The sequence below is a fragment of the Salinimicrobium terrae DSM 17865 genome (assembly GCF_000424665.1).
Classification (GTDB): Bacteria; Bacteroidota; Bacteroidia; order Flavobacteriales; family Flavobacteriaceae; genus Salinimicrobium; species Salinimicrobium terrae.
The window spans coordinates 224,635-236,780 of the sequence record NZ_KE384221.1 but is presented as its reverse complement, the minus strand read 5'-3'; the positions used below and the strand labels follow the sequence as shown (position 1 = coordinate 236,780).

Annotated in this window: 14 protein-coding genes; 6 read left to right on the top strand and 8 right to left on the bottom strand. The window is 40.6% G+C overall.

The features are described from left to right. Genes H148_RS0113300 through H148_RS0113280 form a run of 5 tightly spaced genes read left to right on the top strand, consistent with a single transcriptional unit; the run spans position 1 to position 3,163 of the window. Positions 1 to 555: a TlpA family protein disulfide reductase gene (locus tag H148_RS0113300; protein ID WP_029035239.1), complete on the top strand. Its 555-nt coding sequence runs from the start codon at positions 1 to 3 to the stop codon at positions 553 to 555. A gap of 38 nt (positions 556 to 593) precedes the next feature. Continuing rightward, the gene (locus H148_RS0113295; protein ID WP_029035238.1) at positions 594 to 1,010 is read left to right on the top strand and encodes a BT0820 family HAD-type phosphatase; all 417 of its coding nucleotides are present in this window, start codon (positions 594 to 596) and stop codon (positions 1,008 to 1,010) included. Further along, positions 1,010 to 1,834, top strand: a complete 825-nt coding sequence (gene map, locus H148_RS0113290) for a type I methionyl aminopeptidase (protein WP_029035237.1) — start codon at positions 1,010 to 1,012, stop codon at positions 1,832 to 1,834. The genes H148_RS0113295 and map overlap by 1 nt, the downstream gene beginning before the upstream one ends. Then, entirely contained in the window at positions 1,827 to 2,390 is a 564-nt protein-coding gene (locus H148_RS0113285; RefSeq protein ID WP_029035236.1) for an HNH endonuclease, read from the top strand. Before map ends, H148_RS0113285 begins: the two co-directional genes overlap by 8 nt. After that, positions 2,387 to 3,163, top strand: a complete 777-nt coding sequence (locus tag H148_RS0113280) for a class I SAM-dependent methyltransferase (RefSeq protein WP_029035235.1) — start codon at positions 2,387 to 2,389, stop codon at positions 3,161 to 3,163. The genes H148_RS0113285 and H148_RS0113280 overlap by 4 nt, the downstream gene beginning before the upstream one ends. On the opposite strand, the gene H148_RS0113275 is transcribed toward H148_RS0113280, so the two are convergent. The 8 genes from H148_RS0113275 to H148_RS0113240 all read right to left on the bottom strand — a co-directional run bounded on the left by H148_RS0113275 (position 3,160) and on the right by H148_RS0113240 (position 10,601). Next, complete coding sequence (locus tag H148_RS0113275; RefSeq protein WP_037325234.1) at positions 3,160 to 4,173, bottom strand: FAD:protein FMN transferase; 1,014 nt, start codon at positions 4,171 to 4,173, stop codon at positions 3,160 to 3,162. The two genes, H148_RS0113280 and H148_RS0113275, sit on opposite strands and share 4 nt — an antisense overlap. Positions 4,174 to 4,175: 2 nt before the next feature. After that, positions 4,176 to 4,532 (bottom strand): hypothetical protein, encoded by a 357-nt coding sequence (locus H148_RS0113270; RefSeq protein WP_029035233.1) that lies wholly within the window; start codon positions 4,530 to 4,532, stop codon positions 4,176 to 4,178. A 95-nt stretch (positions 4,533 to 4,627) separates the two neighbouring features. Beyond that, complete coding sequence (nqrF, locus tag H148_RS0113265; RefSeq protein WP_029035232.1) at positions 4,628 to 5,917, bottom strand: NADH:ubiquinone reductase (Na(+)-transporting) subunit F; 1,290 nt, start codon at positions 5,915 to 5,917, stop codon at positions 4,628 to 4,630. Positions 5,918 to 5,924: 7 nt separating this feature from the next. Next, positions 5,925 to 6,539 carry an NADH:ubiquinone reductase (Na(+)-transporting) subunit E gene (gene nqrE / locus H148_RS0113260; protein ID WP_029035231.1) on the bottom strand — a complete coding sequence of 205 codons (615 nt, stop codon included), beginning with the start codon at positions 6,537 to 6,539 and terminating at the stop codon, positions 5,925 to 5,927. Between the two features lie 24 nt (positions 6,540 to 6,563). Further along, positions 6,564 to 7,253, bottom strand: coding sequence for an NADH:ubiquinone reductase (Na(+)-transporting) subunit D (locus tag H148_RS0113255; protein ID WP_156877264.1), 690 nt, complete (start codon positions 7,251 to 7,253; stop codon positions 6,564 to 6,566). 82 nt (positions 7,254 to 7,335) lie between these two features. After that, positions 7,336 to 8,070, bottom strand: coding sequence for an NADH:ubiquinone reductase (Na(+)-transporting) subunit C (gene nqrC / locus H148_RS0113250; protein WP_029035229.1), 735 nt, complete (start codon positions 8,068 to 8,070; stop codon positions 7,336 to 7,338). A gap of 2 nt (positions 8,071 to 8,072) precedes the next feature. Next, entirely contained in the window at positions 8,073 to 9,254 is a 1,182-nt protein-coding gene (locus H148_RS0113245; RefSeq protein WP_029035228.1) for an NADH:ubiquinone reductase (Na(+)-transporting) subunit B, read from the bottom strand. 12 nt (positions 9,255 to 9,266) lie between these two features. Further along, complete coding sequence (locus H148_RS0113240) at positions 9,267 to 10,601, bottom strand: Na(+)-translocating NADH-quinone reductase subunit A (RefSeq protein ID WP_029035227.1); 1,335 nt, start codon at positions 10,599 to 10,601, stop codon at positions 9,267 to 9,269. A 160-nt stretch (positions 10,602 to 10,761) separates the two neighbouring features. Here H148_RS0113240 and H148_RS0113235 point away from each other — a divergent pair, with 160 nt between their 5' ends. Further along, complete coding sequence (locus H148_RS0113235; RefSeq protein ID WP_029035226.1) at positions 10,762 to 12,015, top strand: type IX secretion system plug protein; 1,254 nt, start codon at positions 10,762 to 10,764, stop codon at positions 12,013 to 12,015. The last annotated feature ends 131 nt before the right edge of the window (positions 12,016 to 12,146 follow it).

Here is a 12,146-nt window from a genome sequence, read left to right as displayed (position 1 = left end):
ATGATGAAGATCTTATTTCTTTCAATGCTGTTAATAACAGCAACAAATTGCGGTGAATCTCAACAAGCAGAAACTGCAAATATCCAACCCGAGCCAGTTGTTTCCCAGGAGGATCAAAGCGACATGTTAATAGGTGAGATAGAGCGGGAGGATTTACAACAACCACCGTTTTCGGCCTGGTTTGATCCAATGTACAAATCTTATAAGCCAAATAAGGAGGCCCTGGAGATTATAAAAGAGCATATTAATGACTATGAAATTAAAATGTTTTTGGGCACCTGGTGCGGCGATAGCCAACGGGAAGTGCCTAAATTTTACAAACTTTTGGAGTTAGCAGATTACAATATGGACAAGCTTAATGTAAGAGCCGTAAGAAGAGACAAAACCTTGCCTAATGACGGGCAAAAAGAATATGATATACAATATGTTCCCACAATTATTTTCCTGAAAGATGGAGAGGAAGTGGGCCGGTTTGTTGAATACGCAAATGATGAACTGGAAGAGGATGTTGCAAAAATAGTTTCGGGACAGGAGTATAAAAACCCTTATCAGTAACTCATCTAAACTTTCTTTTATTAATTGTTTTTTTACATATGCCCAATTTGTTGACTATAGCAGTAGATTTTGATGGAACTTTGGTAGAAAATCGCTATCCGAAAATTGGGAAACCTATCCTGTTTGCCTTTGAGAGCCTTAGAAAATTGCAACAAGAGGGTCATCAAATTATTCTTTGGACCTATAGAAGCGGAATTAAACTTGACGAAGCCGTGGAATTTTGTGAAAAAAAAGGAATAAAATTTTATGCGGTGAACAAAAGCTATCCTGAAGAGGAGTTTGATGATAAAATGATGAGCCGCAAAATCCTGGCAGATATCTTTATAGATGATCGCAACATCAATGGATTGCTTCCCTGGGGGGAAGTTTACCATCAGCTCGCTAACTCATCTTCTAAAACCCCGGAGCCTAAGAAGAAAAATAATAAATTGCTCAAAATTTTTAAGAAGTTCTAATGATCATACAAAAGACCCGAGAAGAAGTCGAACTCATTCGCCACAGTGCCCTAATCGTGTCAAAGACCCTGGGAATGCTCGCTGCGGAAGTTAAACCCGGAGTGACCACTCTACAACTGGATAAAATGGCCGAAGAGTTTATTCGTGACCATGGTGCCGAGCCGGGCTTCCTTGGAATGTACGATTTTCCAAATTCTTTATGTATGAGTCCGAATGCCCAGGTAGTGCATGGTATCCCTAATAATGAACCTCTTCAAGAAGGAGACATAATCTCCATAGATTGCGGAGCTTTTAAGAACGGCTTCTACGGGGATCATGCTTATACCTTTACTATTGGAGAAGTTGATGCTGAGACGAAAAAACTTCTTGAGGTTACTAAGGAATCGCTATATGTTGGGATCCGGGAATTCAAACTGGGAAATCGCGTAGGCGATGTGGGATATGCAATTCAGCAGCATGCGGAAAAAAATGGTTTTGGGGTAGTGAGGGAGTTAGTAGGTCACGGCCTGGGAGCTAAAATGCATGAAGATCCTGAAATGCCCAATTACGGCAAGCGCGGCCGCGGAAAAAAGTTCATTGAAGGAATGGTGGTAGCCATTGAGCCAATGATCAATGCCGGCACTCATCGTATTAAACAATTACGGGATGGGTGGACAATCCTTACAGCAGATAATAAATCCAGTGCCCACTTTGAACATGACGTTGCATTAATTGATGGAAAACCGGAACTGTTATCAACTTTTCATTACATTTATGAGGCTCTGGGAATAGAAAGTGACGAGGAAGATGAATTCAGGGCGCAAACTATCAACTTCAATGATTAAAAATTTTCGGCAGGAAAAGTGGCTTCCCTATTCCAGAGAAAACTGGCAGGAACGGTTTTGTTATGGAATTTCAAATTATGGAAGAGTTATTAGCTACGTAAAAAACCCTGACGGAGATCTTCTAAAAGGTGGTAAATCGCAAGGTTTCCTCACATTTGTGGCTACCCTAAAAAATGGCAAAAAACAGGCGTGTTATATTCATCGTGTTGTGGCCGAGCTTTTTCTGACTAAGAAAAAAGGAGATGAATTTGTTATCCACAAAAACTACAACAAAACCGAGAACAAGGTTAACAACCTCGCGTGGGTAAGTAAAAAAGAATGGGTAGCTCACCAGCAAAACAATCCAAAGGTGAAGGAAAATAAACTGAAGCGTAAGCTTGGCACCATTAAATGCTACTCAAAACTCTCTTACGCCCAGGCAACGATCCTAAAGAAAAAACTACTCGATCCTAACCGTAAAACCCGCATCCGGGTTCTTGCGAAGCAATTTGGAGTTTCCGAAATGCAACTCTACCGAATAAAGTCGGGAGAAAACTGGGGAGACATTAAGGTATGACCGGGAAAGCTTTCAAGTTTTTTCTGAACAAGATTCCCCGACCTCTTCTAATTCGGCTTAGCTACGTGGTCAAACCTTTTTTTTTATTTATACTTCGGGGGGATAAATACACGGACCCCATAGATGGCCGAAGTTTTTCAAAATTTCTTCCTTACGGATATGAAAACCAACGGGAAAATGTTCTCTCCCCTTCTACCCTTTCCCTGGAACGTCACCGCCTTCTGTGGCTTTATTTAAAGGATCATACGACTTTTTTTAGTGCTCCGCATAAAGTACTTCATTTTGCACCTGAACAAGCCTTTTATAAACGTTTCCGAAAACTGAAGAATCTTAGTTACACAACTACAGATCTTAATTCCCCTCTCGCTGACATAAAAGCTGACATATGCAATCTACCCTTTGAAGATAATAGCTTTGATTTTATTTTATGCAACCATGTTCTGGAACATATTCCAAACGATACTAAAGCGATGCAGGAGCTATACAGAATCCTGGAACCGGGTGGCATTGCAATTTTACAGATCCCACAGGATCTTACCCGGGAGATAACCTTTGAAGATGATTCCATCACAGACCCCAGGGAGCGAGCAGTGATTTTTGGACAATATGATCATGTAAGAGTATACGGTAGAGATTACTTCGATAAATTGCGAAGCATAGGTTTCAATGTCGAAGAGGTCGATTTGACATCAAATTTGGATAATCACCTGGTGGATAAATTTAGATTGGCCGAGGGAGAAATCATTCCGGTTGCAAAAAAACAGGAATATTAAAGATCTTTCATTAGTTTTTCAAAACCCGGAGTTGCATATTCTTTCATTTCTCCGCCTAATGTGGAATAGATAAGGAAAGCATCCAAATCATCCTGTTGAGAAAGCACCAACTTGGAAAGATCGTATCCCATTGCCATGAAGGCGGTCGCATAAGCATCGGCTAAAGCACAATTTTCGGCAAGAACAGTTACACTCAGGAGATCACTTTTTTGAGCGAACCCGGTAAGAGGATTAATCGTGTGGACGTAGAGAGCTCCCGTTTCAGGGTCTGTCCTGTGCTTACGATAATTACCCGATGTTGCCATGGCCCTGTTCTGCAGTACTATGGCAGCAGTAAGTTCCCTTTGACCCACTTCCTGCATTGGATCATCTATCCCCACTGTCCAGGGGGACGCTTTTTTTCTGTTTACTCCTTTTGCAAGAAGCTCTCCTCCCAATTCGATTAGGTAATCTTCACTGCCCTTTGAATCGAGATAATTTCCTATAAGATCAATAGTGTAGCCTTTGGCAATAGCATTAAAGTCCAAATATATATGTGGAGATTCTTTAATTATTTTATTCCCATTCAATTCCAGCTTCTCAAATCCTACATAGCGCATAAGAGAATCAATCGTGACTGAATCTATTTCCTTAGGTCCATTCTCGGGGCCAAACCCGTATTGATTGACTAAATCCCCAACTGTGGGATCAAAATATCTGTTGCTTTCCTGCCATACCTCTTTAGAAAGCAAGAAGACTCTTTGAAAGAGGCTGTCAACTTCAACAAGGCTGTCTCCCCTGTTAATCCGTGAAATGTCTGAAGATTCTTTATAGGTGCTCATTGATTGATTAACCCTTTCAAAGATGGAATCCAGTGCCTTTTCCAGAGGGATGAGATCTTCAGAATAATATTGAATTGAATAAGTGGTGCCTAAAGCTTCACCATACGCAGTCCTTTGCTTATCCTTTTCTGAACAGGAAACAATCACTACAAAAGAAAGAAGTAAAAAAATAAGTCTCAAAATTGTCATTTTTAAATCTCTTTTAAGCCGGGATAATTAACCACATAATCTTCTGAGCTAGAAACGGGCAATTCATAATCCTTGGAATTTGCCAGTCCTACTCCTGCATAAAAAGTGCATGCATCAAATTTTAATGCATGTTGTTTGATTGTCTCCAGAAAGATCATAGGAATTTCCCGTGGGTCATACGGGTATTCTATAGCTCTTACTATTACGAAATGCAGCTTCTTGTTCTTAAGGGCAACAAACTGTGGATCTCTCTTAAATTCACTATTTACCCCCAGAAATTCATAGCCCTGTTCTTCCAGATCCTTCCCTACAATATTCATTGCAAGATTATGTAGTTCCTGTTCTGAAAGTTGTGACATAGTAGCAAATTTAGTTATTTCATTTCAATATGGTAATACCACAAACAAAAACAGCTGCCAAAAGGCAACTGTTTTCTATAATTCGTAGCTTTAGATTAACCTCCAAAGTCATCAAACCTTACATTTTCGGGTGGTACTCCAAAATCATCGGTCATTTTTTCCACTGCCTTGTTCATCAATGGCGGTCCACAGAAATAGAATTCAATATCTTCCGGTTCATCATGGTGGTTCAGGTAATTGTCAATCACCACCTGGTGAATAAAACCAACAAATCCGTCTCCTTCTCCTTCAATTCCGTCTTTTACCTTCCAGTTATCTTCTTCCAAAGGTTCAGAAAGGGCAACGTAGAATTTAAAATTCGGGAAATCTTTCTCAAGAGCTCTGAAGTGATCTACATAAAATAATTCTCTTTTCGAACGTCCTCCATACCAATAAGTCACCTTTCTGTCGGTCTTTAAGGTTCTAAAGAGGTGATAAAGATGTGAACGCATTGGCGCCATTCCAGCTCCTCCACCTACGTAAAGCATTTCGGCATCACTGTGATTGATAAAGAACTCACCATAAGGTCCTGAGATCACTACTTTATCTCCTTCTTTTTGATTAAAAATAAAAGAAGAGGCGATCCCTGGATTAACATCCATCCATCCATTTTTAGCACGATCCCACGGCGGAGTAGCTACACGGACGTTCAGCATTACTCTTCTTCCTTCAGCAGGATAAGAAGCCATCGAATATGCACGCTCTACTGTCTCCACATTCTTCATTACTAGAGGCCACAGATTGAAGTTATCCCATTCCGCTTTAAATTTATCCGGCTCTCCCGGGTGTTCTTCAGGATGGGCTGTAATGTCCATATCCTCATATTTTACTTCACATTTTGGGATTTCAATCTGGATGTATCCCCCAGCCTGGTAATCCATATCTTCAGGAATCTCTACTACAAACTCCTTAATGAAGGAAGCAACGTTGTAGTTACTAACTACAGTAGCCTCCCATTTTTTGATTCCGAAGACTTCTTCCGGAATTTCGATCTTCATGTCCTGTTTAACTTTCACCTGACATCCAAGACGCCATCCCTGTGCGATCTCTTTTCTGGTAAAATGAGGTTCTTCGGTAGGAAGAATAGTCCCTCCTCCTTCAGAAACAATACACTTACACTGTACACAGGTCCCACCGCCACCACAGGCCGAGGGTAAAAAAAGCTTTTCATCTCCCAGAGTAGTAAGTAATGTTCCCCCGGAACCTACTTCCAAATCCCTCTCTCCATTAACATTGATCTTGACTGGACCTGATGGAATAAGCTTCGCCTTGGCAGCCAAGAGAACACTCACCAGGATGAGAATCAATACTAAAAATACAATTACACTTGCTATAATAACTGTCATAACTTCTCTATATTTTAATTCCCATAAAACTCATGAAACCTAAGGCCATAAGTCCTGTAATGATAAAGGTGATCCCCAGACCCTTCAACGGTCCCGGAATATTTGAATAAGTGATTTTTTCGCGAATAGCAGCAATTCCGAGAATGGCAAGGAAGAATCCTATTCCACTTCCAAATCCATAGGTAACCGCTTCCCCAATACCGCCAAAAGCTTTTTGCTGCATAAAAAGGGATCCTCCCAAAATAGCACAGTTCACTGCAATAAGCGGAAGGAAGATTCCAAGAGCTCCATATAGTGCAGGGGCAAATTTCTCCACTAACATTTCTACCAGTTGAACCATGGCCGCGATTACTGCAATGAACATGATAAAGCTAAGGAAACTAAGATCAATGGTAGCGTATTCTGCACCTAACCAGGCTAAAGCTCCCGGCTGCAACAAGTAGGTATCAAGCAGGAAGTTAATAGGAACTGTCATGGCTAGTACAAAAATAACCGCCGCTCCTAATCCAACTGCTGTTTTCACTGTTTTTGATACCGCCAGATAGGAACACATTCCTAGGAAGTATGCGAAAACCATGTTTTCAATGAAAATACTTCTGACAAATAAATTTATATAATCCATAGTGGTTTATTTAGCTGTTATAGATTAGGCTTCAATTAATTTCCTGTTTCTGGCTCTCTGTACCCAAATAATCAATCCTACAACAATTAGCGCCATAGGTGATAAGAGCATCAACCCATTATCTTCATATCCAAGTGCATAAAGACCAGTAGATTCTGCCAAAGTAGCCCCTTTGTGGCCAAGAATTTCATACCCAAATAATTTTCCGGCGCCTAAAAGTTCTCTAAAAAATGCTACGATAATAAGGATCAATCCATATCCTGCTGCATTTCCAATTCCATCCAGAAAAGATCTCCAGGGTTTATTCCCCAAGGCAAATGCTTCCAGGCGACCCATTACAATACAGTTGGTGATGATAAGACCAATAAATACAGATAACTGACGGCTAACGTCATATGCATAAGCTTTTAAAACCTGGTCAACCAATGCCACCAAAGATGCCACAACTACAAGTTGTACGATGATCCTGATACGACTTGGAATCATATTCCTTAGTAAGGAAATAAGTACGTTACTGGCCGCCATTACAAATACAACCGCGAAGGTCATAACAACCGCAGGTTCCAACTGCACGGTGATCGCAAGAGCAGAACAAATACCCAGAACCTGAACGGTAATAGGGTTGTCATCATTTAAAGGATCCTGCAAAAGCTTTCTGTTCCTCTTAGAAAAAAGACTTTCTCTCTCTTCGGTGTTAGACAAGAAGAGCACCATGGCCTCTCTCTTAGCTTCTTTTTCTTCTATGCTTACCTCAGCTGAAAGCTCAGGTTTATTTTTTATTTCCTGTGCCATAATATTAATAATTTGGTACATTAAAACCTTCTTGTTTCTCAAAGAAAGGAAGGTAACGATTAAGTCTTTCAGAAATCATATCAGATACCCCATCTCCTGTAATTGTAGATCCTGAAATAGCATCCACCTGGTTGGGATCTCCATTAGCACCACCTTTTACAACAGAAACTCCCACAAGAGCTCCTGTGTCATCAAATATTTTCTTACCTGCAAAACGCTCTCTAAACCACTGCTCGGTAATTAAGGCTCCCAGACCCGGTGTTTCTCCTAAGTGATCAAAAGTTGCCCCCTTTACTGTGTTGATATCCTCCTGAAGGGAAATATATCCAAAAATAGCATTCCATAAACCCGATCCTCTTAAAGGAACGATATAATATTGCTCTCCTTCAACATTAGCAACATACAGTGGAAAATTCTGAAGATCTGGAGATCTTTTGAGCTCTTTTGCAAGATCAACATCAAAGGCATTTACTCCTTCTTTTTCCTGTCCCTGGTAATCCAGAACGATCTCTTCAGTGATATACTGGTCATACAATTGTTGTGCTTCCTCCTTGCTGGCCTGTACGCCTACCGTCGCAAGAATACTCTGCATTTTATCGATACGCATGTTCTCATACTGCAGGGGCTGCAGCGAAGTCGCAGCAAAAGCCAGGACACTACCAACTATCACCACCATTACAATAGCAAATATAAAGGTGTATGAGTTGGTATTCGTTTTATTAATTCCTTTCTCTTCCATAATTAAACGGCTGTGTTAATTTGCGGATTAATTCCTTTTTTCCTTTTATTCCGGCGTGAAATGCTTGATTGTATCACGTAATGGTCAATAGTTGGTGCGAAAACGTTCATCAAAAGAATAGCCAGCATCACCCCTTCTGGATAAGCCGGGTTAAATATCCGGATCATTACTGAAAATAATCCAATAAAGAAACCATAGATCCATTTTCCTTTTGTGGTTTGTGCGCCCGAAACAGGATCTGTAGCCATGTACACTATACCAAAAGCAAGTCCTCCAGCGATAAGGTGATTATACCATGCAAAACTTGTCAATGCGTTTCCTTCAATACCCATAGAAGGAAGTGCGTTGAATATAAGACCCATTACAGAGGCCCCTAAAACGCAACTTAGCATGATCCTCCAACTACCAACTTTAGTAAATATAAGTAAAAGTGCACCTAACAAACACAGGGCTGCAGAAGTCTCTCCTATAGATCCGGGAATAAGCCCCCAGAACATATCCATCGAACTATACTGTACTTCCTGCCCGGCGGCAAGAGTCCCTAAAATTGTCTCTCCTGAAACCGCATCCATTTCTGGTGCGTTCATTACCCAAACCTGGTTACCAGACATATAGGTAGGATAAGCAAAGAAGGCAAAGGCCCTCGCTGTAAGCGCAGGGTTAAGAATATTCATTCCTGTTCCCCCAAAAGCTTCTTTTCCTATGAGAACAGCAAAAACCACCGAGATGGCAAGCATCCATAGCGGCAAGCCTACAGGCATGATCATAGGGATCAAAAGTCCGGTTACCAAATAACCTTCGTTTACTTCATGCCCTCTAAAAATAGCAAAAGCAAATTCAATTCCTAAACCAACAGCATAAGACACTACGATCATTGGCAGGATCTCCATAGCACCGTATCCAAAGGCATCCCAGAATTCGACTTCCGGTTGTATTTGCTTCAAATATTGGTAACCTGTATTCCACATTCCAAAAAGCAGAACGGGGACCAGAGCGAGCACCACAGTGATCATCACCCTCTTTAAATCTACAGCATCCCTAACATGCGCCCCTTTACTGGTGGTATGGTTGGGAGTGAAAAGCAGCGTATCAAAGGCATCAAAAGCCGGCGCAAACTTCTCATATTTTTTACCCTGGTTAAAGGGTTCTCTTAATTTATCTAATTTTTCTCTAATCCATTCCATAGTAACCACTGTTTAACCTACTTCGGTAATCATTAAATCCAAACCTAATCGTATTATTTCCTGAGCTTCGATTTTCGAAGTATTCACGTAATCGACAAGTGCAAAATCTTCAGGCGCTACTTCATAGATCCCAAGATTTTCCATTTTTTCAATATCTCCGGCCATACAGGCTTTGATCAACTGCATTGGAAAAATATCCATTGGCACAACCTCTTCCATTTCACCGGTAACCACCAATGCTCTTACTTCACCGTGCAGGTTAGTATTGACTGTGTATTTTTTCTTCGGAAACATCCACGATAAATTGGTGCGGGATTTCGAAGGAATATCATTGTATGTAAAAGGCAACCAGCCAAACATCCTGTAAACATTTCCTTCAGGAATAAGAGTCACAAGGTTTGCAAAGAACCCAACATATTGTCCATTACTTAGTTTTTGCCCGGTAAGTACATCGCCGGAAATGATCCTTATATCATCCCCAACAGTACCAATAAGCTCTGTCACATTAGCTCCAATCTTTGTTCTGAAATATTTTTTATTTTCAGCTTCGCTTCCTGCAACTGCAACTGTTCGCACAGCATTAAATCGACCAGACAAAAATAGATCGCCGATAATAGCAACATCTTCAGGCTTCACAGTCCAAACACGCTCTCCCATGTTAATGGGATCAATGTGATGGATCTGAACCCCAACATTTGCTGCAGGGTGAGGCCCTGATACTTTATGAAGTTCCGCATTTTTTATACTTCCAAATGATGAACTGTCATGCGCTACAGATAAATGCACCATTGCCATCCTGCTCAAGGCATTAATCCCTGCCTGGAAAGCATCCATTCTATCCTTTAGCATAAAATCCACATCGGGAGAAAGAGGCGCTGTATTGAATCCCGAAATGAAAATTGCCTTTGCATTATCCTTAGGATCTGCAACAATATCATATGGCCGCTGATTAATAAAAGCCCAACAACCGCTTTCAAGGATCCTGTTCTTCACAGCTTCAGCATCGGCAGAAAGAGGATCCAAAGTTCCGAATTCCCGGTAAGTGTCAGATGGATCTGCATCAATGATCACTTCCATAATTCGTCTTTTCTCCCCTCTTTTGATTTCCTTCAAGGTTCCGCTTACGGGAGATGTGAATCTAACTTGCTCTGAATATTTCGAAAAAAAGAGTTCATCCCCTGCTTCAACCCGGGCACCTTCTTTTAAAACCATTTTGGGAATTACCGCATGAAAATCGGGGGGTTTAATAGCGTACGTCTTGGAGCGGGGCGCATCTACAAGGGTTTTTTCGGCCTCTCCCTTAAGACGAAGCGTATGCCCTCTTTTAATTCTAATGTCCTTTGACATAAAATGGGGTGTTAAAATTCTGTTTAAAATCGGGCAAATTTACTCAAATATGAGTTACACTTCCCAATGAAAAGCGAATTAATTCTTCTCGCTAATTGTTAAATTGAGGAATTCATGATGGTAATCAGTTTTTCAGTATCTTTAAATTTATTTTTAGTGCATGAAGATACTCTTTTCCCTCTCCTTTATTCTTTTCTCTTTTTTAATAGCCTCGGCACAAGCGGTTGTGGTTGAGATACCGCCACCGAATTATATACGCACGGTAATTTTTACAGGTCCCGAAGGCTATAGTGGAGTTCCTATCATACAACTTGGGGAACCCATCCTGCTTTCCTTCGATGATCTCGTTGGAGACGAAGCTAACTATTATTATACTATTGAACATTTTAACTACGACTGGACATCTTCAGAATTACTCAAAAATGAGTACCTGGAAGGTTTTGATAATGTGAGAATTACAGACTATGAAAATTCATTTAATACATTACAGCTCTACTCTCACTATGAGCTCGCAATACCAAACGAGAAAACACGTGCTCTAAAAGTAAGTGGTAATTATTTGCTCACGATCTTTAACGACAACAAGGAATTGGTGTTTTCAAAAAAATTCATGGTTTATGAACCTCTCACTCGCGTACAGGTTGATGTTCGGAAATCCCGGGATGTGAAATTAATTCACTCCAGGCAAGTAGTGAATTTTGAGGTACAATCACCCGAATTTATAATTCGCACCCCCGAAGAGTCAGTTTGGGCAGTCATCCTGCAGAATAATATCCTGAAATCTGCCATTTTTAACATTCGTCCTCAATATCACATTGCGAATACTCTGGTCTATAAATATGACCAATTAACATCTTTCTGGGCAGGAAATGAATATCTAAGCTTTGACAGCAAAGATCTTCTTGGGGCAACGGTAAAAATAAGGTATGTCGATGTGCAGGAGCTTTATCATCATTATCTTTTTGAAGACCAGGTTCGTGCTTTTCAACCTTACACCTATAATCCCGACATAAATGGAAAATTTGTGGTTAGAAAATATATGGCTGAAGAGGATGATATTGAAGCCGGTTACGTCTGGACCCACTTTGCTCTTAAAGCTCCCGTACCCTTTGAAGATGGGGAAGTGCATCTCTATGGAGAATTCAATAATTTCCAGTTGGATGAGACTACAAGGCTACAATACAATTTTGAAACGAATAATTATGAAACTGCCCGGCTGTTTAAGCAGGGTTATTACGATTATAAATATGTTTTTCTACGGAATGACGGGATTTTAGATGAAGGTTTTATAAGCGGAAATTTCGTTAGTACAGAAAACGATTATACTGTGCTTATCTACTATCTGCCTCCCGGTGGAAGGTACACCAGGATCATTGGAGTAGGCAACGCTACATCATTAAATATTACCAATTGATCTCCTGAAGTTTCTCATGCAAAGAGATAAAAGTTTACCGGCAATTTCCAAAGAGCGGCATAAATTAAAATACCGAAGTACAGAATGCCGAAACTGCTATCACCCTCTTGACATAAGTGATCAATACTGCC

Bases quoted from the DNA above. Each gene is read 5' to 3' on its own strand.
- H148_RS0113255 (WP_156877264.1), bottom strand. From the start codon at position 7,253: ATGGTGCTCTTCTTGTCTAACACCGAAGAGAGAGAAAGTCTTTTTTCT.
- H148_RS0113235 (WP_029035226.1), top strand. From the start codon at position 10,762: ATGAAGATACTCTTTTCCCTCTCCTTTATTCTTTTCTCTTTTTTAATA.
- H148_RS0113285 (WP_029035236.1), top strand. From the start codon at position 1,827: ATGATTAAAAATTTTCGGCAGGAAAAGTGGCTTCCCTATTCCAGAGAA.
- H148_RS0113270 (WP_029035233.1), bottom strand. From the start codon at position 4,532: ATGTCACAACTTTCAGAACAGGAACTACATAATCTTGCAATGAATATT.
- nqrC (WP_029035229.1), bottom strand. From the start codon at position 8,070: ATGGAAGAGAAAGGAATTAATAAAACGAATACCAACTCATACACCTTT.
- H148_RS0113280 (WP_029035235.1), top strand. From the start codon at position 2,387: ATGACCGGGAAAGCTTTCAAGTTTTTTCTGAACAAGATTCCCCGACCT.
- H148_RS0113275 (WP_037325234.1), bottom strand. From the start codon at position 4,173: ATGACAATTTTGAGACTTATTTTTTTACTTCTTTCTTTTGTAGTGATT.
- H148_RS0113295 (WP_029035238.1), top strand. From the start codon at position 594: ATGCCCAATTTGTTGACTATAGCAGTAGATTTTGATGGAACTTTGGTA.
- H148_RS0113245 (WP_029035228.1), bottom strand. From the start codon at position 9,254: ATGGAATGGATTAGAGAAAAATTAGATAAATTAAGAGAACCCTTTAAC.
- H148_RS0113300 (WP_029035239.1), top strand. From the start codon at position 1: ATGATGAAGATCTTATTTCTTTCAATGCTGTTAATAACAGCAACAAAT.
- map (WP_029035237.1), top strand. From the start codon at position 1,010: ATGATCATACAAAAGACCCGAGAAGAAGTCGAACTCATTCGCCACAGT.
- nqrE (WP_029035231.1), bottom strand. From the start codon at position 6,539: ATGGATTATATAAATTTATTTGTCAGAAGTATTTTCATTGAAAACATG.
- H148_RS0113240 (WP_029035227.1), bottom strand. From the start codon at position 10,601: ATGTCAAAGGACATTAGAATTAAAAGAGGGCATACGCTTCGTCTTAAG.
- nqrF (WP_029035232.1), bottom strand. From the start codon at position 5,917: ATGACAGTTATTATAGCAAGTGTAATTGTATTTTTAGTATTGATTCTC.